At 73.4% G+C, this 24,564-nt stretch carries 22 protein-coding genes; 12 read left to right on the forward strand and 10 right to left on the reverse strand.

Features of this window, described 5'->3' with window-relative positions; translation table 11 throughout:
- Nucleotides 1-154: 154 nt before the first annotated feature.
- The 3 genes from AAG742_RS00160 to tctA are packed head-to-tail and all read left to right on the forward strand — an operon-like array spanning nt 155 to nt 3,223.
- Complete coding sequence (locus AAG742_RS00160; RefSeq protein ID WP_343282174.1) at nt 155-1,159, forward strand: tripartite tricarboxylate transporter substrate binding protein; 1,005 nt, start codon at nt 155-157, stop codon at nt 1,157-1,159.
- Entirely contained in the window at nt 1,156-1,716 is a 561-nt protein-coding gene (locus AAG742_RS00165; RefSeq protein ID WP_319075645.1) for a tripartite tricarboxylate transporter TctB family protein, read from the forward strand. Before AAG742_RS00160 ends, AAG742_RS00165 begins: the two co-directional genes overlap by 4 nt.
- Nucleotide 1,717: 1 nt before the next feature.
- Nucleotides 1,718-3,223 carry a tripartite tricarboxylate transporter permease TctA gene (gene tctA / locus AAG742_RS00170; RefSeq protein ID WP_343282175.1) on the forward strand — a complete coding sequence of 502 codons (1,506 nt, stop codon included), beginning with the start codon at nt 1,718-1,720 and terminating at the stop codon, nt 3,221-3,223.
- Between the two features lie 111 nt (nt 3,224-3,334).
- On the opposite strand, the gene AAG742_RS00175 is transcribed toward tctA, so the two are convergent.
- On the reverse strand, nt 3,335-4,294 hold the full coding sequence (locus AAG742_RS00175; RefSeq protein ID WP_298987852.1) for a CoA ester lyase: 960 nt from the start codon (nt 4,292-4,294) through the stop codon (nt 3,335-3,337).
- 398 nt (nt 4,295-4,692) lie between these two features.
- Here AAG742_RS00175 and AAG742_RS00180 point away from each other — a divergent pair, with 398 nt between their 5' ends.
- The 5 genes from AAG742_RS00180 to AAG742_RS00200 all read left to right on the forward strand — a co-directional run bounded on the left by AAG742_RS00180 (nt 4,693) and on the right by AAG742_RS00200 (nt 10,188).
- Nucleotides 4,693-5,229, forward strand: coding sequence for a YceI family protein (locus AAG742_RS00180; protein WP_248116665.1), 537 nt, complete (start codon nt 4,693-4,695; stop codon nt 5,227-5,229).
- 159 nt (nt 5,230-5,388) lie between these two features.
- Complete coding sequence (locus tag AAG742_RS00185) at nt 5,389-7,362, forward strand: AMP-binding protein (RefSeq protein WP_298986784.1); 1,974 nt, start codon at nt 5,389-5,391, stop codon at nt 7,360-7,362.
- A 164-nt stretch (nt 7,363-7,526) separates the two neighbouring features.
- The gene (locus AAG742_RS00190; protein ID WP_343282176.1) at nt 7,527-8,249 is read left to right on the forward strand and encodes a dienelactone hydrolase family protein; all 723 of its coding nucleotides are present in this window, start codon (nt 7,527-7,529) and stop codon (nt 8,247-8,249) included.
- A gap of 137 nt (nt 8,250-8,386) precedes the next feature.
- The gene (locus AAG742_RS00195) at nt 8,387-9,223 is read left to right on the forward strand and encodes a hypothetical protein (protein WP_298710801.1); all 837 of its coding nucleotides are present in this window, start codon (nt 8,387-8,389) and stop codon (nt 9,221-9,223) included.
- Nucleotides 9,224-9,366: 143 nt separating this feature from the next.
- A complete protein-coding gene (locus AAG742_RS00200; RefSeq protein WP_298986780.1) occupies nt 9,367-10,188 on the forward strand; it encodes a CPBP family intramembrane glutamic endopeptidase in 822 nt (273 codons plus the stop codon).
- Nucleotides 10,189-10,213: 25 nt separating this feature from the next.
- Here the strand turns inward: AAG742_RS00200 and AAG742_RS00205 are convergent, their stop codons facing one another.
- Nucleotides 10,214-11,578, reverse strand: a complete 1,365-nt coding sequence (locus AAG742_RS00205; RefSeq protein WP_298986777.1) for a solute carrier family 23 protein — start codon at nt 11,576-11,578, stop codon at nt 10,214-10,216.
- A gap of 106 nt (nt 11,579-11,684) precedes the next feature.
- Between AAG742_RS00205 and AAG742_RS00210 the strand changes: the two genes are divergently transcribed.
- Nucleotides 11,685-12,605 carry a carbohydrate kinase gene (locus tag AAG742_RS00210; RefSeq protein WP_343282429.1) on the forward strand — a complete coding sequence of 307 codons (921 nt, stop codon included), beginning with the start codon at nt 11,685-11,687 and terminating at the stop codon, nt 12,603-12,605.
- Nucleotides 12,606-12,787: 182 nt separating this feature from the next.
- Here AAG742_RS00210 and AAG742_RS00215 read toward each other — a convergent pair whose 3' ends face one another.
- Nucleotides 12,788-13,870: a malate dehydrogenase gene (locus AAG742_RS00215; protein ID WP_343282177.1), complete on the reverse strand. Its 1,083-nt coding sequence runs from the start codon at nt 13,868-13,870 to the stop codon at nt 12,788-12,790.
- A gap of 57 nt (nt 13,871-13,927) precedes the next feature.
- Here AAG742_RS00215 and AAG742_RS00220 point away from each other — a divergent pair, with 57 nt between their 5' ends.
- Nucleotides 13,928-14,773 (forward strand): HAD-IIB family hydrolase, encoded by an 846-nt coding sequence (locus tag AAG742_RS00220; protein ID WP_248116658.1) that lies wholly within the window; start codon nt 13,928-13,930, stop codon nt 14,771-14,773.
- A gap of 40 nt (nt 14,774-14,813) precedes the next feature.
- On the opposite strand, the gene AAG742_RS00225 is transcribed toward AAG742_RS00220, so the two are convergent.
- The 3 genes from AAG742_RS00225 to AAG742_RS00235 all read right to left on the reverse strand — a co-directional run bounded on the left by AAG742_RS00225 (nt 14,814) and on the right by AAG742_RS00235 (nt 18,999).
- Nucleotides 14,814-16,238, reverse strand: coding sequence for an amino acid permease (locus AAG742_RS00225; RefSeq protein ID WP_248116820.1), 1,425 nt, complete (start codon nt 16,236-16,238; stop codon nt 14,814-14,816).
- A gap of 216 nt (nt 16,239-16,454) precedes the next feature.
- The gene (locus tag AAG742_RS00230) at nt 16,455-17,528 is read right to left on the reverse strand and encodes a beta-eliminating lyase-related protein (protein ID WP_248116657.1); all 1,074 of its coding nucleotides are present in this window, start codon (nt 17,526-17,528) and stop codon (nt 16,455-16,457) included.
- A gap of 40 nt (nt 17,529-17,568) precedes the next feature.
- Nucleotides 17,569-18,999, reverse strand: a complete 1,431-nt coding sequence (locus AAG742_RS00235) for a DUF6421 family protein (RefSeq protein ID WP_298986767.1) — start codon at nt 18,997-18,999, stop codon at nt 17,569-17,571.
- Between the two features lie 30 nt (nt 19,000-19,029).
- On the opposite strand from AAG742_RS00235, the gene AAG742_RS00240 reads away from it, so the two are divergent.
- Nucleotides 19,030-19,461, forward strand: coding sequence for an Lrp/AsnC family transcriptional regulator (locus AAG742_RS00240; protein ID WP_298986795.1), 432 nt, complete (start codon nt 19,030-19,032; stop codon nt 19,459-19,461).
- An 18-nt stretch (nt 19,462-19,479) separates the two neighbouring features.
- Here the strand turns inward: AAG742_RS00240 and AAG742_RS00245 are convergent, their stop codons facing one another.
- Nucleotides 19,480-20,028 (reverse strand): NYN domain-containing protein, encoded by a 549-nt coding sequence (locus tag AAG742_RS00245; protein ID WP_298986764.1) that lies wholly within the window; start codon nt 20,026-20,028, stop codon nt 19,480-19,482.
- A 116-nt stretch (nt 20,029-20,144) separates the two neighbouring features.
- A complete protein-coding gene (locus AAG742_RS00250; RefSeq protein ID WP_298986761.1) occupies nt 20,145-21,257 on the reverse strand; it encodes a hypothetical protein in 1,113 nt (370 codons plus the stop codon).
- Nucleotides 21,258-21,428: 171 nt separating this feature from the next.
- On the opposite strand from AAG742_RS00250, the gene AAG742_RS00255 reads away from it, so the two are divergent.
- The gene (locus AAG742_RS00255; RefSeq protein ID WP_298986792.1) at nt 21,429-22,274 is read left to right on the forward strand and encodes a glycerophosphodiester phosphodiesterase; all 846 of its coding nucleotides are present in this window, start codon (nt 21,429-21,431) and stop codon (nt 22,272-22,274) included.
- 3 nt (nt 22,275-22,277) lie between these two features.
- On the opposite strand, the gene AAG742_RS00260 is transcribed toward AAG742_RS00255, so the two are convergent.
- Both AAG742_RS00260 and AAG742_RS00265 read right to left on the reverse strand, forming a co-directional pair.
- Nucleotides 22,278-22,832: a hypothetical protein gene (locus AAG742_RS00260; RefSeq protein ID WP_298710780.1), complete on the reverse strand. Its 555-nt coding sequence runs from the start codon at nt 22,830-22,832 to the stop codon at nt 22,278-22,280.
- A gap of 1 nt (nt 22,833) precedes the next feature.
- Nucleotides 22,834-24,525: an aldehyde dehydrogenase family protein gene (locus AAG742_RS00265; RefSeq protein WP_248116652.1), complete on the reverse strand. Its 1,692-nt coding sequence runs from the start codon at nt 24,523-24,525 to the stop codon at nt 22,834-22,836.
- Between the last annotated feature and the right edge of the window lie 39 nt (nt 24,526-24,564).

Here is a 24,564-nt window from a genome sequence, read left to right on the forward strand (position 1 = left end):
CGCGATGGGTCGGGCGTTTGTCCCCTCCAGGAGACATGTGGCGCCCTCGATCGAATGTGACCCACATCGCTGATACCGTCTCACCACCACTCGCACCAAGACCCGTCGGCGCGGACGTCTCCGCCCTGCCGGGTCTCGTCAGAAGGACCCCAGCATGCCCTCCTCCTCGACGGCCGATCCGCCTCGCCGCGGCGGCCTCGGCCGCCTCCTGTTCTCCGTGGTGGCGGTGATCACCGTCATCGTCGCCAGCGCGTTCTCCATCGGCTCGGCCTCGGGCGGCACGGACGTCCGCACCAACCTCACCCTGATCGCCCCGGCTGCGGCCGGCGGCGGCTGGGACTCGTTCCAGCGGGAGCTCCAGCAGGCGATGCGCGTGAACGGCCTGGTGAACAACGTGCAGGTCGTGAACATCCCCGGCGCCGGCGGCACCATCGGCCTGGGCCAGCTGAGCACGCTGGAGGAGCCGAACAACCTGATGGTGGGCGGTACGGGACACATCGCGACCCACGCGGCCCGGGGGGCGGGACCGCAGCTGTCCGACGTCACGCCGATCGCCCGCGCCGTGGAGGAGTACAACCTCGTGGTGGTCCCCGCCGACTCGCCGTACCAGAGCATGGACGAGCTCATCGAGGCATGGCGCGCGGATCCGCCGCACGTGGGGTGGACCGGCGGCGGATCCTTCGACCAGCTCGTCATGGCGGACCTCGCCGGGCAGGCCGGGATCGATGTGGAGGAGACCACCTACATCAACTCCGACGGCGGCGGAGAGGCGATCCAGGCCCTGCTGAACGGCACCGCCCAAGCCACGGCGGGCGGCTTCGCCGACATGTACCCCCAGGTGCAGGGCGGCCGCCTCCGGGCGCTCGGCGTGGTGGCCCCGGAGCGACTCACGGGCGTCGAGGACATCCCCACGCTGCGGGAGCAGGGCTACGACGTGACGCTGACCAACTGGCGCGGCCTCTTCGCCCCTCCCGGGATCTCCACCGAGGACCGGGCCGATCTCGAGGCGCTCGTCACCGAGGCGCTGCAGACCCCCGAGTGGGCCGACGCGGTGGAGCGCAACTACTGGAACCTCGTGCCCCTGACCGGGCCGGAGCTCGAGACGTTCATCGACGACGAGGTCCAGCGCATCCAGAGGCTGACGGAGGAGATCCGATGAGCGACTCGACCACCGTCCCCGCCGTCTCGCCCGAGCGCTCCCGCTGGGGGCGTGCCACCGGCCTCTCGGCCCTCGTCATGCCCGGCGTGCTGGCGGCGTTCAGCCTCTACCTGTTGATCGGCTCGCTCCGCATGGACACCGAGGGGATGGACTTCCCCGGCCCCTCGTTCTTCCCGCTGATCCTCGCGGCGGTCGGGCTGGTGCTCGCCGTGGCCCTCGCCGTCCAGGTGGTGGTGACGCGCGAGTCCCCGGAGGGCCAGGCGGACGCGGACGGCGAGGTCGGCCAGCCGGCCGGTCCCCTCACCCGCTTCCACTCCGACTTCTCCGCCCTGGCCTGGGTCTTCCTGGGCTTCCTGGCGTTCGCTCTGCTGCTGCCGTGGCTCGGCTGGATCCTGGCCGGCGCCCTGCTGTTCTGGACCGTGGCCCGCGCCTTCGGCTCGCCGCGGCCGGTGTTCGACATCCTCGTGGCCCTGTTCGTCTCCTCGCTCGCGTACCTCGCGTTCGCGGTCGTGCTCGGTCTGACCCTGCCCTCGGGCATCCTGGGAGGTGGCTTCTGACATGGAGACGCTCGGTCTTCTGATGGAGGGCTTCGCGGGAGCCCTCACCCCGATGAACCTGCTGTGGGTGGTGCTCGGCTGTCTGCTCGGCACCGCCGTGGGCGTCATGCCCGGCCTCGGGTCGTCCATGGCCGTGGCCCTGCTGCTGCCCATGACGTTCGCGCTCGAGCCCACGGCCGCGTTCATCCTGTTCGCCGGCGTGTACTTCGGCGGCCTGTTCGGCGACTCGACCATGGCCATCCTGATGAACACCCCGGGGCAGGCCTCGGCCATCGCCTCCACCTTCGAGGGCCACCGCATGGCCCAGGACGGGCGCGCGGCCCAGGCGCTCGCGACTGCGGCGATCGGCGCGTTCATCGGCGGCATCATCGCCTCGGTGTGCGTGGTGTTCCTGGCGCCCGTGCTGGCCGAGTTCTCCACGAGCTTCGGACCGGCCGAGTACTTCGCGCTCGCCCTGTTCGCCTTCGTGGCCACCTCCTCCGTGGTCGCCGACTCCGTGCTTCGGGGCCTGGCATCGCTCGTGCTCGGGCTGGGCATCGCCGTGGTGGGCATCGACGGCGTCACCGGGACCGAGCGGTTCACGATGGGCTCCTCGCAGCTCTTCGACGGGATCCCGCTGGTGACCGTGACCGTGGCCGTCCTCGCCCTCGGCGAGGTGTTCCATGTCGCCTCCCGCGTGCGCCGCGAGCGGAGGGACCTGCGGATCCGCCGCACCGGCCGGCCGTGGCTCTCCGGGGCCGAGTTCCGCGAGGCCGCCCCCGCGTGGCTGCGCGGCACCGCGATCGGCCTGCCGTTCGGCATCGTCCCCGTCGGCGGCTCCGAGGTCCCCACGTTCCTGGCCTACTCCGCGGAGCGTCGCCTGGACAGGCGCCGCCGGGTCCCGATGTTCGGCAAGGGCGCCATCCGCGGCCTCGCCGCCCCGGAGGCCGCGGGCAACGCGACCACCGGCATGGCGATGGGCGCCCTGCTCACGCTGGGCCTGCCCGTCTCGGCGACCGCCGCGATCATGCTCGCGGCGTTCCGGCAGTACGGCCTGCAGCCCGGCCCGCTGCTGTTCGACCGCTCGCCCGACCTCGTGTGGGCGCTGCTGGCCAGCTTCTTCATCGCCATGGTGGTGCTCCTGGCCATCAACCTCCCGTTCGCCCAGCTGTGGGCCAAGCTCCTGCTCATCCCTCAGCACTACCTGTACGCGGGGATCACCCTGTTCTGCGGGCTCGGGATCTACGCCACCACGGGCGCCGTGTTCGACCTGCTCATGCTGCTGGCCCTCGGCGTGCTCGGCTTCCTCATGCGCCGCTACGGCTACCCGCTCGCCCCGCTCATGATCGGCATGGTCCTCGGGCCGCTCGCCGAGACCAGCCTCAGGGATGCGCTGCTGAGCTCGGTGGGCGATCCCACCATCCTGGTCTCCAGCCCCATCACGTGGGTGATCTACGGGATCCTGGCCGTCGTCCTGGCGTTCTCGGTGCGTGCCGCCGTCGTCAGCCACACCCGCCGGGACGTCTGAGCGGAGGCGGGATCCGCGCCCCCCGAGGCAACGCGGGTTGAGTTGTCACCGGTGTGCGGCCTCCGCACCCGTGACACCTCAACCCGCGTTTCTGGTGGGCGACGGCCCCGCTCAGTAGTGGTACGTGTCCGACGGCGCCGTGATCGCGTTGTCCTGGTCCGGATACCGCGTGGAGTGCACCCCGAACGCGGCGGCCAGCCCGAGGATCTTCTCCGCGCGCGCCTTGCGGGGCAGGTCGGAGCCGTTGCGGATCTCGCCGCCGTCGGCCTCGAAGTCCGCGAGGAACTCGTGGGCCCACGCCAGCTCCTCCTGGGACGGGCTGAGCCCCTCGTTCACGGCCGCGCACTGCTCCGGCGCGAGGCACAGCTTGCCGGTCATGCCGAACTCCGCGGTCACCGCCGTCGCCTCGGCGAGCTTCACGCCGGTGGAACCCACGGTGGGCCCGTCGATCGCGCCCGGCAGCCCCGTGGCCTTCGCCGCGATCGTGAACTGGGACCGCGTGTACGCCAGCGCCATCGGCGACTCGCCCAGGCCGGTGTCGCGGCGGAAGTCGCCGATGCCGAACGCCAGGCGGAACGTGCCCTTCGCGGCGGCGATCGAGTCGATCCGCTGCAGTCCGCGTGCCGTCTCCACGAGCGCCACCACGGGCACGCCCGGCAGCCGCTTCGCGGTCTCGTTCACGTGGTCGGTGGACTCCACCATCGCCAGCACGACGCCGGCCAGGCCGCCCTCGGCGACCGGCCCGCCCAGGTGCGCGGGCAGGGTCGCGGCGAGCGCCGCGACGTCGTCCTCCCACCACTTCGAGCCGTAGCCGTTGAGGCGCACCCACGCGGTGTGGCCCGAGGTGAGCCAGTCGACGGTGTCCTGCAGGGCCTTGGGCTTGTCCGCGGGGGCCACGGAGTCCTCGACGTCCAGGATGACGATGTCCGCGGCCGAGTCCTCCGCGGGCTGGAAGCGCTCGGGCTGCGCGGCGTTCACGAGCAGCCAGGAGCGGGCGAGCTCGGGGTCGATCCGCTGGCCGGGCACGGGGGAGAACGGCTGGGTGGGCGAGGGGGAGAGGGTGACGGTCATGGCGGGGCCTCCTTCAGGCGGGAGGGCGACGCGGGGGCGGGTCGCCGGGGCTGGTGTCGTCGTCGGACGGTCCGCGGGCGGGGTGCCTCACGCGGATCGGTCGGACGGGGAGGACCAGGTGGGGCCCCGTCGTCGTCGGCGCGGGTCGGCGCCGGGAGCGGCCGCGGGTGGGCGGCACGTGTGGCCCAGGTTACAGGACACCGGTCGCGACGACGATGCCCGCGCCCCCGGCGCGCGAACGACGAGATTCCGCGGTTCACACGTGAAGTGTGACGGAGTGTTTCTGACTTTCACGTGCAAGTCCTGGACGCGCGATGGAGAGAGATGTTTAGATTTGAAACAAGCACGGGGGAGCACCCTGTGACCGCAGATCCGAACATCCTTGAAGGAGCATCCCCATGACGCAGGTCACCCCCGGAACCTGGAACCTCGACGCCTCCCACACCGAGGTGGGCTTCACGGTCCGCCACGCGGGCATCTCCAAGGTGCGCGGCACCTTCCAGGCCGTCTCCGGCACCCTCACCGTCGCCGAGGACTTCGCCCGCTCCTCCGCGGACATCACCGTGGACATGCAGTCCATCGACACCAAGGACGCCAACCGCGACGGCCACCTCAAGGGCGAGGACTTCTTCGACGTGGAGAAGCACCCCACCATGACCTTCCGCTCGACCGAGGTCCGCGGCTTCGACGGCGAGGAGTTCGTCCTGGTCGGCGACCTCACCATCCTCGAGACCACGAAGCAGGTCGAGCTGGAGGTCGAGCTCGGCGGCCAGACCACCGACCCGTTCGGCACCACCCGCGTGGGCTTCGAGGCCAAGACCGAGATCTCCCGCAAGGACTTCGGACTGACCTGGAACGCCGGGCTCGAGGCCGGCGGCGTGCTGGTGGGCGACAAGGTGAAGATCGAGATCGACGCCGAGTTCGTCCAGGCCTGATCCGGGCCCGGCCCGCCGGACCCGCAGACGTCCGGGGCTGATCGTCTCCCCCCCCCGGACACCCCACGACGCCGGCCGCCCCCACCCCGGGGCGGCCGGCGTCGCCGTGGCCGGACCGGGTGCAGGTCAGCGGGCCGCGGATGCACGAGAATCGTCACCATGGACTCCGCCTCCCCGGTCCCCGCCGCCCCGTCCGCCTCCCCGGTCCCCCGCCGCCAGGTGGACATGCCCGCCCTCGCCGACGCCGCCGAGCTGCGCAACATCACCGACGTCCTGGAGCGCCGCGTCGCGGGGCACCCCGACGTGGTGGCCTTCCAGGTGCGCCACCCCGCCGCGCCGTTCGACGCCCCGTGGGAGCCGGTCACCACGGCCGCGTTCCACGCCCGGGTGCGCGCGCTGGCCAAGGGCCTGATCGCGCTGGGGATCCGCCCGGGGGACGCCGTGTCCATCGTCTCCGCCACCCGGTACGAGTGGACCCTGATGGACCTCGCCTGCCTCTACGCGGGCGCCGTGGTGGTCCCCATGTTCGACTCCGCCCCGGCCACGCAGATGGCGGCGATCGCCGACGTCGTGGGCGTGCGCGCCGCCTTCGCCGGCTCCCGGGCCGCCGCAGCCACGCTGCGCGAGGCCCTCGACGCGCGGGACGGCGCCGCTCGCGGCCCCCACGGGTCCGCGGTGTGGACCCTGGACGACGCCGACGCCGACGGCGCCCCCGCCGGCGACCTGCGCGCCCTCGAGGCGCTCGGCGCCGACGTCACCGACGGGGCGCTCGAGGCGGCCCGCACGGCCCGAGGCCTGGACGACGTCGCCACGATCGTGTTCACGTCCGGCACCACGGGGGAGCCCAAGGGGACGAGGATCCTGCACCGGTCCTTCGTCCACCAGGTGCTCAACGTGGCCGAGGCCTACCGGGGGTTCGTGCACCCGGGCGGCTCCACCGTGCTGTTCCTGCCGCTGGCGCACGTGCTCTCCCGCGCCGTGCAGATGATCTGCCTGCACGGTGGGATGTCCGTGGCGCACGTGGGCTACCCGAAGGCCGCCGTGCCGTCCATGGGGCAGATCCGCCCGACCTTCGTGATGGTGGTCCCCGGCGTGCTGTCCAAGATCGTGCTCGGCGTGGAGGAGAAGGCGCGCGGCACCCGCGTGGGCCCGCTCTCCGTGGGCGTGCTCTGGGAGCGCGCCCGGGCGGCCGCCGTCGCGAAGGGGCGCGTGGTGCTGGGCGAGGACCCCAAGCTCCTGGTGCCCGTGCGCGCCCAGCTGGCCCTCTACGAGCGGCTCTTCTACCGCCGGGTGCGGCACCTGCTCGGCGGCCGGGTGACCCACCTGCTGTGCGGCGCGGCCAAGCTCGACCCGGACCTGCTGCGCCTGTTCACTGGCATGGGCCTGACCGTGTTCGAGGGCTACGGGCTCACCGAGACCACCGCCCCCGCCGTGGGCCATCGCGAGGGGGACGTGGTCCCCGGCACCGTGGGCCTGCCCCTGCCCGGGATGTCCGTGCGGATCGCTGACGACGACGAGATCCAGATGCGCGGCCCCGGCGTGTTCGCCGGGTACACCGACGAGGATGAGACCGCCGCCGCGTTCGACGGCGAGTGGTTCCGCACCGGGGACCTCGGCCGTCTCGACGACGACGACCGGCTCACCGTGACCGGTCGCGTCAAGGACGTGATCGTCACCGCCAACGGCAAGACCATCAACCCCGCCGCGTGGGAGCGCGAGGTGGAGCTGCACCCCGCGGTCGGCCACGCCGTGGTGATCGGCGATGGCCTGGACCACCCCACCGCCATGATCCTGCTGGACCGCGAGGCCCTCGCCGCGTGGGTGCAGCGTCACCTGCCGGACTGGCAGGTGCCCGACGCCGTGTCCGCCCGCCTGCGGGACGGCGCCGAGACCGCGGAGCGGTTCAGGGACGAGGCCGGGCGCATGATCGAGGTCTCCGAGCAGCGGATCCGCGACTCGGTGGGCGCGGCCATCGACGCCGCCAATGCGAAGGTCCCCGTGCCCGAGCGGCTGCGCTCCTACAAGGTGCTCCTGCCGGACCCCGAGGAGCTCGCCGCGCTCCTCACGCCCACGCAGAAGCTCAAGCGCTCGGCGCTCGCGGAGCGGATCGCGCACCTGCTGCCGAAGCGCTGAGGTGCTGAAGCGCTGACGCTCCGACGCTTCGGCGCTCCGGCGCGCCGGCGCGTTGTGGTCACGACACGCCGTCCGCCCCGGAGCGTGCGCGGCGTGGCGTGACCACAGCGCGGAGTGCGACCAGCCCTCGCCGCACCCCGGGCGCGATCCGTAGGGTGGGGCGCATGATGGCTTCCAAGACCCCGCACCAGAACGTCTCGTTCAACCTGCCCACCAAGGACGCCGCGCACAGCGACCAGACCGGCCACGGCTACCTGGCCCTGCCGGAGTCCGGGAAGGGGCCCGGGATCATCGTGATCCAGGAGTGGTGGGGTCTCGTGGACCACATCAAGGACGTGTGCGACCGCCTGGCCGCGGAGGGCTTCGTGGCGCTGGCACCGGACCTGTTCGGCGGCTGGATCGCTCACGACGGCGACGAGGCCGGCGAGATGATGCAGAACCTCCCCGCCGAGGAGGGCGCCCGCCAGCTGGCCGGCGCCGTCGACTTCCTGCTCGGGCGCGACGAGGTCACCTCCGAGACCGTCGGCGCGATCGGCTTCTGCATGGGCGGCGGCTTCGTGCTGGCGCTCGCGGCCCAGCAGGGCGAGAAGGTGTCCGCGGCCGTGCCGTTCTACGGGGTCGGCCAGGGCGTGCCCGGCGACTTCTCCGGCGTCCGCGCCGCGGTCCAGGGCCACTACGCCGAGCGCGATCAGATGTTCCCCGTGGAGAAGGCCCGTCAGCAGGAGCAGCAGATCCGCGAGGAGTCCGGCGCGGAGGTCGAGTACTTCTACTACGACGCCGACCACGCCTTCCACAACGACGAGAACCCGGCGGGCAACTACCAGGAGGCCGAAGCGAAGCTCGCCTGGGGCCGCGCGGTCTCCTTCCTGAAGGAGAAGGTCCGCTGAGCCCCGCACGAGGCGGCCGCCCCTCCCGCTCCGGCGGAGGCGCGCGGCCCGGACGGCCCGGCGGCAAGACGGGTGCGGGCAAGGCCGGCGGGGCGAAGGGCGGCGCCGGCCGCCGTCGCGACGCCCCCGCGGCGAAGGTGCGCTTCGACGTCGCGGAGAACCCGCCCGAGACGCTGTTCCTGGCGACCATCCCCGGGGCGACGCCGTCCACGTGGGTCGGACGGTTCAGCTCGCGCGAGCGCGTAGTGAAGCTGGTCAACCACGACGAGTCGGCGCAGTTCGCGCACCTCGCCCATGACGCCTACGGGCTTCCGCTGCACCCGCTGCCCCAGCTGGGGTACGTGCGGTGGCGCCGCGACCGCACCCTGGACGAGGTGCTGACCGCGGCCGGCGTCGATCTGCGGCACGTGCACACGGTCACCTCCTACTCGGAGCTGCCCGTGGTGTGCGTCGGCAAGGACCACCTGCTCTCCGCGTGGGACGTGGACGCGGACGGCCCCGTGCCCATGGCCGAGCTCGACCCCGAGGAGGAGCTCGAGCCCGCCCGCTTCGCCCCGGCCCCGAGCGAGGACCCCCTGGACCCGGCCGAGGTGCCGGGCGCGGGCGAGCGCATGGCCATCGAGATCGCCGCGTCCGGCACCGGGCACGTCGTGCTGCCGATGTCCGTGGCACGCATGTTCGGCCGCAAGGACGTCGTGGTGCTGCCCGTGGCCAGCGCGCTGGACGACGTCGTGGGCAAGTCCCGCGCCGACCGCGAGGCCGAGGCGATGCTCCAGGAGCTCGAGGGCGAGGCCGCCGTCGAGGACACGGGCGTGGAGGGCGAGGTGTCCGCGGAGGGGGCCGCCTACGAGGCCGGCGACCCCCGTCATCCCGGCTGGGACGTGGGCCTGGCCTGGCTCAAGGAGGCGGACACGCCGCTGGTCCAGACGTTCGTCGGCGTGAGCCGGGGACGGCGACCCGGGAGCTCGCGATGACCCGGCGGGCAGACATGACGAGCACCGCCGACAGGACGAGCCCTGCGCCGTGGGGCCCATCCGCGGTGAAGGGGGCCCACGGCGCAGGGGTCGTCGACGGGGGCGGCCGAGGCGGGAGGGCCTCCCGGACGCTGCGCACGGCCGTGCTGGCCGCGTGCGCCCTGGCGTATGCGCTCTCTGTGGGGTCAGTGGTCCTGGGCCATCCGAACGGGCTGACCGTCTCCGCCGACCCCTCCGCCCCGACCCTGCCCCTGTGGCAGGTGTTCCTGCCGCCCGTGGTGGGTGTCGCTCTGACCCTCCTGCTGCCGCCCCGGCGGACGTCCCAACCGGCGGTGGTGGGAGAGGCGCGGGCGTTCCGGCACGGCACGGCCTTCCTGGTCGGGCTGGCCGTGCTCACGATCGGGCTCGGCCTCTCGCCGCTGTCCGACGTGGACTTCGTGCTCTCGAAGGCCCTGCTGTTCATGGTGCTGCCCGCCCTCGCGCTGCGCTTCGTGTGGCGTGGCGGGGTGGAAGTGCTCCGCGCTGGAGGGGCGTGGCGCTGGTGGGCGCCGCTCGCCGTCGTCGTGGTGTGGGCGTGGCTGTCCCAGGCGGCGCCGTGGGTGCCGGCCGCGGACTTCTCCGGCCACGACCTGACGTTCCTGCTCCTCGGGGCGGCGGTGACGGCGCTGACGGCGGGCGTGGGCGAGGAGCTGTTCTACCGCCGCTGGCTGCAGACGCGGCTGGAGGTGTGGCTGGGGCCGGCGGCGGGCATCGCGCTGACGTGCGTGCTGTTCGGGCTCATGCACTTCGGCACGCACGGGTCCACGGACCTGGCCCGGGATGCCGCACTGATCGTGGCGGTGCAGGGCACGTCGGGCCTGTTCCTGGGCCTGCTGTGGTGGCGGTACCGGAACATCGCGATGAACATCCTGGCGCACCTGATCATGAACGGCTGGGCCGTGGCGGCGTACCTGCTGACGCGGTGAGCCCCGGCAGGGCTCGCCGCCCACCTCAGCCGAGGCGGCCGGCCTGGGTGGCCTCGTACCGCTCGGCGTCCTCGTCCTCGGGGACCGGCTCGGTGCCGCGCCAGCGGGCCACGGCCGTCATGAGGTGGTGCACCACGAGCGCGGCGATCGTGCCGAGCGTGATGCCGCCGAACACCAGCCCGCCCGCCGTCAGCTGCGGGTCCGCGATCGCCATGATCAGGCCCGCGCCCGCCGTCATGAGGTGGATGGTGTTGGAGAAGTCCACGCGGTTCTGGACCCAGATCCGCACGCCCATCACGCCGATCATGCCGTAGAGGATGATGCCGGCGCCGCCGGCCACACCGGCCGGGATGGTCGCGACGGCGGCCCCGAACTTGGGCAGGAAGGCGAGGGCGATCGCGGTGAGGCCGGCCACCCAGTACGCGGCGGTCGAGTACACCCGCGAGCTCGCCATGACGCCGATGTTCTCCGCGTACGTGGTGGTGCCGACACCGCCGCCCAGGCCGGAGAAGGTGGTGGAGAGGCCGTCGGCGATCAGAGCGCGGCCGGTGAGCGGGTCGAGGTCCCGCTTGGTCATCAGGCCGACGGTCCTGACGTGGCCGATGTTCTCGGCGATCAGCACGAGCACCACCGGCAGGAACAGCGGCAGCACCTGGAGGCTGAACTCGGGCGCGTGGAACGGCGGCAGGCCCACCCAGGCCGCCTCGCCGACTGCGGCGAAGTCCACCTGGCCCTGGGCCAGCGCCAGCACGTACCCGGCCAGGATGCCCACGAGGATGGACAGCCGCCCGACGAGGCCGCGGAACAGCACCGCCGTGAGCACCACCGCCAGCGCCGTGCCGAAGGTGGTCAGGGGCACCTCCTGCATGGCCGCCGTCGTCGCGCCGGCGAGGTTCAGGCCGATCAGCGCCACGATGGTGCCCATCACGGCGGGCGGCATGAGGGCGTGGATCCAGCCGGTGCCGGACAGGTGCACGACGACGCCGATCGCCGCGAGCAGCAGCCCCGTCGCCATGATGCCGCCGAGCGCGGCGCCCGTGCCCTCGAGCGCGGTGGCCGCCGTGAGCGGGGCGATGAACGCGAACGAGCTGCCGAGGTAGCTCGGCAGGCGGTTGCCGGTGATCACGAGGAACAGCAGGGTGCCGATGCCGGAGAAGAGCAGCGCCGTCGTCGCGGGCATGCCGGTGATGGCGGGAACGAGCACGGTGGCGCCGAACATGGCCATCACGTGCTGCACGCCGATGCCCACGGTGCGTGGCCAGCTGAGGCGTTCGTCCGGGGCGACGACGGTGCCCGGCGTGATGGTGCGGCCGTCGCCGTGCACGCGCCAGCCGAACCCCCGGGAGGGGTCGGCGTGCCGAGCGGGTGAGGTGGGGGTGCTGTGGGCCATGGCCGCCTTGCCGTTCAGGAGTGGATGAGGGCACCGGACCGGGCTTCGGATCGGGGCGCGCGTCGGTCTGTAGGGTACCGTTTGAGGTGTGTCTGAGTACTTCGGAGTGATCGGCGAGGCCCTGGTGGACGTGGTCCTCTCGGACACCGCCACGCCCCGAGCGCACGTGGGCGGGAGCCCGCTGAACGTGGCCGTCGGTGTGAGCCGCCTGGAACGCCCCGTGCTCTTCGCCGGCCGCTTCGGCCAGGACGAGTACGGCGCCATGATCGCCGCCCATCTCGAGGGCAACGGCGTGCGCAGCCTCCTGGAGCCGGACTCCTCCCCGACGTCGCAGGCCACCGCGCGCCTGGACCCGACGGGCGCCGCCAGCTACGAGTTCGACCTCGACTGGACGCTGCCGCCCGCCGCCGCCCTCGTGCGGGACCTCTGCGCGGCCGCCGGCGGGTCCCTCAAGCACGTGCACGCCGGCTCGATCGCCACGATGCTCGCCCCCGGCGACGCCGAGGTCATGGGTCTGCTCGAGGGGCTCTCCCCGGAGACCACCGTCAGCTACGACCCCAACGTGCGGCCCAGCATCGTCCCGGACCGGGTGTTCGCCCGTGCTCGCGCCGAGGAGTCGGTGCGCCTCTCCGACGTCGTCCACGCCTCTGACGAGGACATCGCCTGGCTCTACCCGGACCGGCCGCTGCTCGAGACCCTGAAGGCGTGGCAGGCCATGGGCCCGGCGTTCGTGGTCATGACGCGCGGCGCCGAGGACATCGTGGCCGTCACTGCACACGGCGTGCGCGAGCGCCCGATCGTCCCCGTGGACGTCGCGGACACCGTGGGTGCCGGCGACTCGTTCACCGCGGCGCTCCTGGCCGCCCTCGACGACCGCTCCCTGCTCGGCGCGGCCCACCGCGAGCGGCTGCACGCCATGGACCCGGACGACGTCGAGTCCGTGCTGATCTACGCCTCCCGCGCCTCCGCGATCACGGCGTCCCGCCCGGGCGCCGACCCGCCGACGCGGGCCGAGCTCGCGGGCTGACGACGACGCGTGCGGACCCCGTCGGACGCAGAATGGTCACAACACGCCGCGGGCGGACGCCGTCGGACGCAGAGTGGTCACAACACGCCGCGTGCCATGTCTCCAGACGGCGTGTCGTGACCACCCTGAGGGGCGGGCGGCGTCCCGTCGTCCGGCGCCCGCCCGTTCCCCAGCGGGCTCGCTCAGAGCAGCCCGAGCCCCGTGACGGCCTCCCGCTCCTCGTCGAGCTCGGCCACGGTCCTCTCCAGGCGCTCAGCCGCGTCCGGCAGCAGAGCGGCGTCTGGCTCCAGGCCCGGCACGATCCGCCACTGCCCGCCCTCGGACACCACCGGGAACGAGCTGATCAGGCCCTCGGGCACGCCGTAGGAGCCGTCGGACACGATCGCCGCGGAGGTGCGCCGGGCCTGCCCGTCCGTGCCCACGCCCGTGCCGAGGAACCAGTCGCGCATGTGGTCGATCGTCGCGCTCGCGGCCGACGCCGCCGAGGACGCCCCGCGCACGCTGATGATCTCCGCGCCGCGCTCGGCCACCCGCGGGATGAACTCCTCGGCGGCCCATCCGGCGTCCACGACCTCGAGCGCGGGGCGCCAGCCGCCGTCGGCGCCGCCCACCCGCACGCGCGCGTGGGTGAGGTCCGGGAACTGCGTGGCCGAGTGGTTGCCCCAGACGGTGATGCCGTCCACGTCGGTCACCGCGACGCCGGCCTTCGCCGCGAGCTGCGAGACCGCGCGGTTGTGGTCCAAGCGGGTGAGCGCGGTGAAGCGGTCGGCCGGCACGTCCCGAGCGTGGGAGGCGGCGATCAGCGCGTTCGTGTTCGCCGGGTTGCCCACGACGACGACGCGCACGTCCTCCGCTGCGTGGTCGTTGATCGCCTGGCCCTGGGGCCCGAAGATGCCGCCGTTGGCCTCGAGCAGGTCGCCGCGCTCCATGCCGGCCGAGCGCGGGCGGGCGCCCACGAGCAGGGCGTGCTGCACGCCGTCGAAGGCCACCGCGGGATCGTCCGTGACCTGGACGTCCGCGAGGAGGGGGAACGCCGCGTCCGCGAGCTCCATCGCCGTGCCCTCGGCAGCCCGCAGCGCCGCCGGGACCTCGAGCAGGCGCAGGCGCACGGGGACGTCGGCGCCGAGCATCTCGCCGGAGGCGATCCGGAAGAGCAGCGCGTAGCCGATGTTGCCGGCCGCGCCGGTGACGGTGACGGTGCGGGGGGTCTGGGCCGCACTCATGGGGGCGGGGGCGGTGCGCGCGGCGCTGCTCTGGGTGTCCATGCGCTCATCCTGCCAACTGCCCGCGCCCCTCGCGAGGACCCCGCCTAGACTCGACGCATGCCTCTGCCGACCTCGATCCGCCGCCCCCGGCTCGTCGCCACGGACCTGGACGGCACCGTCATCGGCTACGCGCACACCCGCTCGGGGCGGCTCTCCCCGCGGACCATCGCGGCGCTGCGGTCGGCGCACGAGGCGGGCGTCGTCGTCGTGTTCGTGACGGGGCGGCCGCTGCGCTGGCTGGACGCGCTCGCGGACCAGCTGGGCGACGTCGGACCGGTGATCTGCTCCAACGGCGCCGTGGTGGTGGATCCCGCGACCGGCGAGGTGCTCGAGTCCCGCCCGATGGAGCGGGGGACGGTGTGGACGGCGGTCGAGCGGCTGCGGGCCCTGGACCCCACCGCCACGTTCGGCGCCGAGACACTCGACGGCTTCTTCTGGGAGACCGCGTTCACGGAGGCGTCGGCGTTCGAGGACGCCACGCCGGCCGCGGCTGCCCTCGAGGGCGTGCTGCCCGCGGAGGCCGTCGTCGTGAAGCTGATGGCCCGCTCCACGGCCCTCGAGCCGGACGCGTTCCTGGAGGCCGCGCGCGCCGAGCTCGGGGAGCTCGTCAGCGCGACGCACTCCGCGCCCGGCGTGGCCCTCGTGGAGATGTCCGCGCCGGGCGTGCACAAGGCGGCCACCCTCGCGGACTTCGCGGCGAGCCGGGGGATCGCGCCGGCGGACGTCGTCGCCTTCGGGGACATGCCCAACGACGCCGAGATGCTTGCGTGGGCGGGCCTCGGCTGCGCCGTGGCCTCAGGCCACGTGAGCCTGCGCGCGGCGGCGGACGCGGTGGTCGGGGCCTGCGACGACGACGGCGTGGCCGGGGCGATCGAGGAGCTGCTGGCGCTGCCGGAGGTCTGACGGGCGGGCGCGGCCGACCGGCCCGGCCCGGCCGCCGGGGTCACCAGCGCTCGCGGGTGAGGTCGGCGTCCTCGGCGCGCACCGGCTTCGAGCCGGTGACCAGCTTGTGGCCGAGCCACAGGGCCAGGAACAGCGGCAGGCCGAGGTACGCGGTGGCTGCGGCGAGCAGGTCCACGCCCTCGCCGAACGCCCCGTACCCCTGACCCAGGACCACCACGGTGCACAGCAGCAGCGCGACGATCGGGCCCAACGGGAAGAGCGCGGCGCGGTAGGGCAGGTCCTCGAGGCGGCCGCCCTGGACGATGTACGCGCGGCGGAACCGGTAGTGGCTCCACGCGATGCCCATCCACACGATGAACCCGGCCAGTCCGGAGGCGGAGACGAGCCACACGTAGGCGGCCCCGTCTCCGACGAGGGTGGTGAGGAAGCACAGGGCGCCGACGGCGGTGGTGACCAGCAGCGCGTTCATGGGAACGCCGCGGCGGTTGACCTTGGCGAGGAACCGCGGGGCCTTGCCCGAGTCGGCCAGGGCCCAGAGCATGCGGGTGGAGGCGTACAGCCCCGAGTTGCCGGCGGAGAGGATCGCTGTGAGGATCACGGCGTTCATCACGGCGGCCGCGGCCAGCACGCCGGCGTTCTCGAACACCAGGGTGAACGGGGAGATCGAGATGTCCTCCACGCCGCTGCCCAGCAGGTTGGGGCTGGTGTAGGGGATCAGGAAGCCGATCACGGTGATCGCGCCGACGTAGAAGAGCAGGATGCGCCAGAACACGGTGCGGATGGCCTTCGGGACGTTCTTCTCCGGGTCCTCCGCCTCGCCGGCCGCGACGCCGACGAGTTCGGTGCCCTGGAAGGAGAAGCCGGCCACCAGGAAGATCGCGAGGATGCCCGGGGCGCCGCCCACGAACGGGGCCTCGCCGGTGGTCCAGTTCTCGAAGCCCGGGGCGGCGCCGCCGAGGATGCCGGCGATCATCATGACGCCGAGGACGAGGAAGACCACCACGGTGACGACCTTGATGAGCGAGAACCAGAACTCGGACTCGCCGTAGGCCCGGGTGGAGAGCGCGTTGAGGCCGAAGAGGATCGCCAGGAAGAGCGCAGACCAGGCCCACGAGGGGACGTCCGGGAGCCAGTAGCGCATGACCAGAGCGGCCGCGACGAGCTCCGCGGCCACCGTGATCGCCCAGTTGTACCAGTAGTTCCAGCCGATGGCGAAGCCGAACGAGGGGCTGACGAACCGGGTGGCGTACTCCTCGAAGGCGCCCGAGACCGGCAGGTAGGTGGCCATCTCGCCGAGGGACTGCATGAGCAGGAACACCATGAAGCCGATGACGACGTACGCCAGCAGCGCGCCGCCGGGGCCGGCGGTGGCGATGCTGTTGCCGGAGGCCACGAACAGGCCGGTGCCGATGGCGCCGCCCATCGCGATCATCATCAGGTGGCGGGCGGCCAGGGTGCGGCGCAGGCCGTTGTGCGCCTCTGACGGGGCGGGAAGGGCGGCGGTGCTGGCGGCGGGGCCGGCGGCGGTGCTGCCGGCCGGCAGGGCGGAGCCGGGGGTGTCTCTGGAGTCCACGGAGGTCTTTCGTCGCTGGGGGCGGGCGCACGTCCGGCGCCTCCACCCCGGATTCGAGGTCGCAGAACTCTACACCCGGACGCGGCCGCGGCGCGCGTCGCCCTCGGGTCAGCCCGCCGCGGCGAGCTCCTCGCGCAGGGCCGCGACGAACGCGTCGACGTCCTCCTCCGTGGTGTCGAAGCTGCACACCCAGCGGACCTCGCCCGTCGCGGGGTCCCAGTCGTAGAACCGGAAGGACCGGCGCAGCCGGTCCGCGACGCCGGCCGGCAGGGTCGCGAAGACCGCGTTGACGTCGGTGTTCTGGGTCAGCGCCACCCCGGGGAGGGAGCCGTCCGCGATGCCGGCCGTCACGGCGTCGCTGAGGCGCCGGGCCATGGCGTTCGCGTGGCCGGCGATCCGCAGGTGCAGGTCCCCGTCGAAGAGCGCGATCAGCTGCGCCGAGACGAAGCGCATCTTGGACGCGAGCTGCATCTGGTGCTTGCGCAGGTAGGCCAGGCCCTGCACGGCGTCCGGGTTCAGCACCACGATCGCCTCCGCGGCGAGCGCCCCGTTCTTGCTGCCGCCCAGGGAGAGCACGTCCACGCCGGCGTCCGTGGTGAACGCGCGCAGCGGCAGGTCGAGCGCGGCCGCGGCGTTGGCGATCCGCGCCCCGTCCAGGAACACCGTCATGCCGCGCGCGTGCGCGTGCTCGGTGATCGCGCGGATCTCCTCCGGCGTGTACAGGGTGCCGAGCTCGGTGGACTGCGTGATCGCGACGACGAGGGGCTGGGCCCGGTGCTCGTCCCCCCATCCCCACGCCTCGGCGTCGATCAGCTCCGGGGTGAGCTTGCCGTCCAGGGTGGACACGGGCAGGAGCTTGATCCCGGCGGCCTTCTCCGGCGCGCCGCCCTCGTCCACGTGGATGTGGGCGGTGTCCGCGCAGACCACCGCGCCCCAGCGCGGCAGCATGGACTCCAGGGCGACGACGTTCGCGCCCGTCCCGTTGAACATCGGCCAGGCCTGCGCCTGCTCGCCGAAGTGCCCGCGGACCACCTCCTGCAGCCGGGCGGTGTAGGCGTCCTCGCCGTAGGCGGTCTGGTGGCCGCCGTTGGCCTCGGCGATCGCCGCGAGGACCTCCGGGTGCACCCCGGAGTAGTTGTCCGAGGCGAACCCGCGGCTCTCGGCGTCGTGGATCCTCTGCATGTCGGTCCCCTTCCGGTGGGTGGTCATCGTGCGACGCGCCTCAGGCGTCCGCGGCGCGGATGCCGGCCGTGGAGACGATGACGCCCCGCATCTTCTTCTCGAGCGCCTCGAAGAACATGGAGAGCGGGAACTCGTCGTCGAGCACGAGGTCGGTGAGCCCCTTCGGCGGGCCCGCCAGCACGTCCTGGGGGAGGCCCTGCGCCCACGCCGAGGCCGGATGCGGGGCCACCACGGACGCGACCAGCTCGTGGGCCTTGAGCCAGTGCACGGTCTTGGGGCGGTCGATGGACTCCCAGTACAGCCGGTCGATCGCGTCGCCGAGCTCGACGACGGCCGGCGCCAGGCCCTCCCAGTCCACGCTGAGCTTCACGTCCCGCCACTCCACCACGTGCCGGCGGTGGAGCCACGCGAAGAGCAGCTGGCCGCCGAGGCCGTCGTCGTTGCGCACGCGGGAGCCGGTGAGCGCGAAGCGGAAGACGCGGTCGAAGAGCACGGCGTAGTGCACGAGCTTCGCGTGACGCAGGGTCGCCTGCTCCGTCTCGCTCAGGTCCTCCCCGGCCTCCGCGCGGGCGGTGAGGGCCTGCTCGATCCGGACGCACTCGCGGAACGCGGTCAGGTCGCAGCGCATCTCCTCGAGCGTGTAGAGGAAGAACGGCATGCGCTGCTTGATCATGAACGGGTCGAAGGGCAGGTCGCCGCGCATGTGCGTGCGGTCGTGGATGAGGTCCCACATGACGAACGTCCTCTCGGCGAGGTCCTGGTCCGCCACGAGCTCCGCGGCGTCGGCGGGCAGGTCCAGCTTCGTGATGTCCGCGGCCGCGGCGACGACGCGGCGGAAGCGGGCCGCCTCGCGGTCCTGGAAGATCGCGCCCCACGTGAACGTGGGGATCTCGCGCATCGCCACGGTCTCGGGGAACAGCACCGCTGAGTTCGTGTCGTAGCCCGGCGTGAAGTCGATCAGCCGCAGGGACAGGAAGAGCTTGTTGCCGTGGTCGCCGGCCTCGAGGTCCGCGATGAACTCCGGCCAGATGGCCTCCACGATCAGGGCCTCGACGTGTCGGTCGGGCGAGCCGTTCTGGGTGTACATCGGGAAGACCACGAGGTGACGGATGCCGTCCACGCGGTGCTCCTGGGGCTGGAACGCCACGAGGGAGTCCAGGAAGTCGGGCACGCCGAAGCCGTCCGCCTCCCAGCGCGCGACGTCGCGGGGCAGGGCGGCGAGGTAGGCGGCGTCGTGCGGGAAGAGCGGGGCCAGCGTGGCGACGGCGGCGGTGATCACGGCGACGTGGTCGCGGGCGGCGGGGTGGTCGACGGGGTCAGGCACCGAGCCGTCCTCGGCCTGGAGTCCCTGGAGTGCCGTGGCGGCCGCCTTGAGTCGCAGCCAGGCCGGGTGGGACTCGGCGTGGCGGGCGTCCTCGACGACCTCCGGCTCGCCGATGATGGCCTGCTCCGTGGGCAGAGAAGTGGTCATGAACGCCTCCTGTCGCTGTGTCGCCGGTAAATCTCCTGCGATCCGCGTGCCACCCTCGCCCAGCTCTCGGAGCGGGTCGGCCTCTCCTCGTCCGCGGTGCAAGCGCGGCTGCGCAAGCTCGAGGGGAGCGGGGTGATCACCGGATACCGGGCGCTGCTGGACCCCGAGGCGGTCGGCAAGCCGCTCGCGGCCTTCATCGAGATCACGCCACTGGACCCCCGGCAGCCCGACGACGCGCCGCAGCTCCTGGAGGGGGTCGCCGCGATCGAGGCCTGCCACTCCGTGGCCGGGGACGCGGCGTACATGCTGTTCGTCCGGGTGGGCTCGCCACGCGAGCTCGAGGCGCTCGTCAACGAGATCCGCCACGTGGCCTCCGTGAACACGCGGACCACCGTGGTGCTGCAGACCTTCTACGAGCACCGCCCGATGCTGCCCCTCGAGGAGCCCGGCCCGGTGCGCTGACGCACGGGGCCCGGTGGCTCAGAGGAACTCGAGCGGATCGAACTCGGCGACGTCGGTGACGCGCAGGCGCGGCAAGGACGAGTCGAACGCCTCGACCTTGTACTCGAGGTCGAAGAACTCCACGCCCGGGATGGCCCGCAGGATGCCGGAGAGGAACTCCTCGAAGCCGATGATGCCGGTGCGGCGGCCCGGGGTGGAGGCCAGGTCGGCCATCTGCGGGGCGAAGTCGGCGTCGTGGCTGACGAGGACGACGTCGTCCTCGCGTGCCTGGAGCGCGGCCATGGTCTTCTGGATGCCGAGGTCCACGACCTTGCCCTCGCCGCGCAGCATGATCGGCTGGTAGCCGAGTGCGGTGAGCGCCTGCACGAAGGGGATCGGGATCTCGCCGTCGATGGCGAGGAAGAACAGGCCCTTGACGGGCTGGTTCCAGTGGTCCTGCATGAAGTGAAGCAGGCGCTTCCAGCGCGGCCGCTCGTCGGACTGGGGGCGCCGCTGGAGGATGGACGTGCCGAGGGTCGCGTCGATGTTCTCGCCGTCGACCAGCAGGTAGGTGGTTCGCTCGCTCACGGTCTCGAGGCTACCCCGCGGGGCGGACGCGGTCCGCGGGGCGGTGGCGGTGGCGGGGTGGAACTCGACGGCGGGCGTCTCGAGCGAGCCCGCGGGAAGGTCGGCGCGGCGGGCCATCAGCGGCCGCCGATCCGGTCCGTCACGAGGCGCGCCACGCCCTCGATCGGGCCCGCCCGCCAGGGCCGCGACCGCACGTACGTGCGCCACAGCAGCGGCAGCGCGATCGCGCCGAGGATCAGCACGACCACGTTGAACCACGTGTCGTCCGCGCCGCCGGGCGTGCGCCACGGGCCGGGGCCCGCAGCGCGCGCCGCCCACCCGAGGTAGGCGTGGTGCGCCACGTACACGGACAGGGTCATCGCTCCCGGGATGGAGAGCAGCTCGGTGGCGGGGTTCGCGTGGTTCGGCACGACGGCGGCGCACAGTCCCAGCACCAGCAGCACCAGGCCGGTGTCCACGAGGACCTCGGGCACGGTGCCGGAGTACGGGACGGGCATCGCGCCGGTCCTCGCGCGGGAGGACGCGAGGACGACGCCGGCCAGGGCCGCCCCGCCGACCGCCCACCACACCGCGTCCACGCGCATGCGGCGGGCCGGGTCCTCGCGGGTCCCGTGCAGGGTGCGCAGTACGACCGCTCCGAGCAGCGCCCACGCGAGCAGCAGGGGCAGGCGGTAGGGCGCGTCGGTGAGCATCGTGGCCACGCCCGTCGCGAGGCGGTCCGCGGGCAGGCCCACCGCGTCGGCCAGCGGCAGGAGTGCGGCGACGGCCGCCGTCGTGCCCTGGGCCACGAGGGCGACGCCGCCGGACGCCGAGAGGAGGGCGAGGACGAGCTGCGCGGCGAGCGGGAGCGCGGCGAGCAGGCCCATCAGGAGGGCGACGACGGCGAGGTGCGGCAGGATGTCGTGCACCTGGGCGCCGAAGAACCCGACGAGCCAGGAGCACGCCGCGAGGACGAGCGCCCGGATGACCGCGCGGGCCGCCGCGCGGCCGATGCCCAGGTGCTGGACCTCGAGGCGGGCGGAGACGCCCACGAGCGCCGCGAACAGGGCCGCCGTGAGGTGCTCGGTGAGGTTCAGGACACCGCCGGGGCCGCCGGTGGGCGCGGTGTGGGCGAGCATCATCGAGATCAGCGCGAGGCAGCGGGCGACGTCGACCCAGATCAAGCGGTGGTGGACGGGGCGCGAGGACGGCCCGGCCCGGCCACGCGAGCGGGACGAGGTGCGGGGCACGGAGGGCTCCTGAAGACGGGGACGAGGTGGGTCCAGTCTAGGAAGCACCCTCGTCGCCGTCGGACTCGCAACGGGAGGTTTCCGGGCGCCCGCTACCCTGACCCCGTGACCCGCCGAACCGTGCCGTCCTCAGGCCCGTCGCCGTGCCCGCGTGCCCGTCCCGCGCGCTCCCTGCGTGCGCCCCGGCCAACGCTCCGTCCCGCCCCCGCCTACCTCGCGGACTCCCTGCCCGGCCGTGCCGGCCGGCCCCTCGGCTTCGCGCACCGCGGCGCCGGGAACGAGCGGGAGAACTCGCTGGCGGCGTTCCAGTCGGCCTGTGATGCGGGCTTCGCCTACCTCGAGCTGGACGTGCGCACCACGAAGGACGGCGTGCTCGTGGTCTTCCACGACGAGACCCTGGACCGCGTCACCACCGGCCGCGGCCGGATCTCCGACGTCACGTGGGAGCAGCTCCACTCCGTCACGGTCGGCGGCGAGCCGCTCCTGCGCTTCGCCGACCTCCTCACCGCACTCCCCGAGGCCCGCCTCAACGTGGACCTCAAGGACTGCGCGGCCGCCCCCGCCATGGCCCACCTGCTCGCCGAGCACGAGGCGTGGGACCGCGTGCTCGTCGCGTCCTTCCACGACTCCCGCCGCCGCCTCTTCCGGCGTTCTCTCACCGCCCTCGGCCACGCCGAGCGCGCGCACGGCCCGCACCGCATCGCGACGTCGGGCGGGGCCGCCGCCATCGCCGCGCTCGTCCTGCTCGGCCCGCTTGGCCTCACGGGGTGGCTGCGCCGCCACGCCCTCGACATCGACTGCGTGCAGGTGCCGATCCGGCACGGGCGCATCCGGGTGGTGACGGCCGACTTCGTGCGCCGCTGCCACGCTGCGGGCCTGCCCGTGCACGTGTGGGTCGTGGACGAGGCCGAGGAGATCGAGCGGCTCCTGGACCTCGGCGTCGACGGCGTCATGACCGACCGTGCCGACGTCCTCGCGGAGGTCTTCACGCGCCGCGGCCTCTGGCCGCAGCGCTGAGCCTCACCGTCGCGGCGCCAGCACCAGCTCGACGCCGGCCCGCGTCAGGGTGAGCGCGCCGTCCTCCGCCTCGTCCACGGCCACCGGGCCGTCGAAGAGCCGACGCACCGCCTCGGTTGCCGAGGCGGTCTCGTCCTCGGGCAGGCACGCGACGGCCGGCTGGCCCTCGCTCGGGTGCGCCTGCCACCCGTCCGGCGTCACGCTCAGGACGTCCACGCGCGGCTGCCCGCACAGTTCCCGAGCGGTGAACGTGAACGGCGCGCCCGTGTCGACGTCCACGCTCGTCCACGGACCCGTCGCCACGGGGCGCCCGTCCCAGGCCAGGGACGTCACCGCGTGGGGCTGCGTGCCGACCGGCAGATCGCCGCCCCGGCCCCGAGCCGCGCCGGGCGCGGCGAGGTCGGAGGCGGAGATGCGCGACGGCGTCGCCCCGCTCGGGGACCCGGCGCCGGCACCCTCCGATGACCCTCCCGACGTCGGACCGGCACCGCACCCGGTGACGGCGAGGAGGCCCGTCATCACCAGGGCCGGCGGCAGGCGGCGCAGCCGGCTGTCCATGTCAGAGCATCTTCGGGATCATCTTGCGCTTCATCCAGCCGTACGGCGGGTACGCGGTCTTGAGCGTGTCCACCTGGTCCGACTTCGTGATGGACGGGCGCAGGTGGGAGAACGTCTCGAAGCCCGCCTGCCCGTGATACGCGCCCATCCCGGAGGATCCGATGCCGCCGAAGGGCAGCGTGGTGATGCCGGCGTGCAGCAGGGCGACGTCGTAGCCGAGGCCGCCGGCCTGGACCTGCTCGTCGAACGCGCGGTGCAGGCGCGGGCGGTCCGTGAAGAGGTACGCCGCGAGGGGGTGCGGGCGGTCGGCGATGAAGTCCAGCGCGTCCTGGAACGCCCCCACCTTCAGCACGGGCAGGACGGGGCCGAACAGCTCCTCCTGCATGAGCGCGCCGTCCGGCTGCACGCCCGTGACCACGGTGGGCGCCATGTAGCGCGCGGCCGGGTCGACCTCGCCGCCCACGAGCACCTCGGCGCCGGCAGCCACGTCCTTCTCCACCATGTCCGCGAGGCGCTGGGCGTGCTCGGCGGAGATGAGGCGGCCGTAGTCCTTGGACTCGCGCGGCTCCGCGCCGTAGAACTCGCGGATCGCCTTCGGCAGCTCGGCCACCACCTGCGCGTGGGCCTCCTCGCCCACGGCGAGGATGTAGTCCGGGGCCACGCACGTCTGGCCCGCGTTGGTGAACTTGGCCCACGCGAGGCGGCGGGCCATCGCCCCCGTGTTGCGCGCGGGCGTCACCACCGCCGGGGACTTCCCGCCCAGCTCCAGCGTGACGGGGGAGAGCGTCTTGGCCGCGGCCTCGTACACGATCCGCCCCACGCGCTCGCCGCCCGTGTAGAGGATGTGGTCCCACGGCTCCGCGAGCAGCGCGGTGTTGCAGTCCCTGCCGCCGGCCACCACGGAGATCAGCGCGGAGTCCAGGTACTGAGGCAGCAGCTCCTGCAGGGCACGGGCCGTGGCGGGCGCCTTCTCCGAGGGGCTGATGACCACGGCGTTGCCCGCCGCCAGCGCGCCCACCAGCGGGGCGAGCGTGAGCTGCACGGGGTAGTTCCACGCGCCGATGATCAGCACGAGCCCCTTGGGCCGTGGCCGCACCTCGGCGCTCGCGGGCTGCAGGGTCAGCGGCAGCTTTGCGGGCCGCGGCTCCATCCACTCGCTCAGGTGCAGGATCGCGTGGTCCACCTCCGAGCGCACCGAGATCACCTCGGTCATCAGCGCCTCCGTGGGCGCCTTGCCGAGGTCCTCGCCCAGGGCGTTCACGAACCGCTCCTGCTGCTCCGTGAGCATCCGCTTCAGCCCGCGCAGCTGGTGCAGGCGCACGGTGCGGGGGTGGGCGGCGCGCAGGCGGGCGGCGGCGCGCAGCCTCCCGACGGCGGCGTGCGGCTCCTCGGGTCGGGTGCCGGCAGGCATGATCGGCAGGGCCTCGGTGGGCAGCGGCTCGCGCAGGGGCTCGGCGGTCTCCTCCTCGGGCTCGTCCTCGCCGAGGTCCCAGCCGACGTCCGCGGCCAGGCCCTCCGGGAGGGCCCCGGCCGTCGTCAGGAGGGCCGGGGTGCCGGTCGCCGCTGCGTCGTCCGCGGTGTCCGCGGTGTCCGTGACGTTGCCGTCGTGGGGGGAGGCGGCGTCGGTGCGGGTCGTGTCCGGCTCCTCGCTCGCGTGGCGGGGACGGGGCTGCTCGGGGGTGCCGTTGCTCATGGAGCCCACGCTACCCAGGCGGGCTGGGCGGCGGCAGGG

It is taken from the genome of Micrococcus sp. 2A, assembly GCF_039519235.1.
Taxonomy (GTDB): domain Bacteria; phylum Actinomycetota; class Actinomycetes; order Actinomycetales; family Micrococcaceae; genus Micrococcus.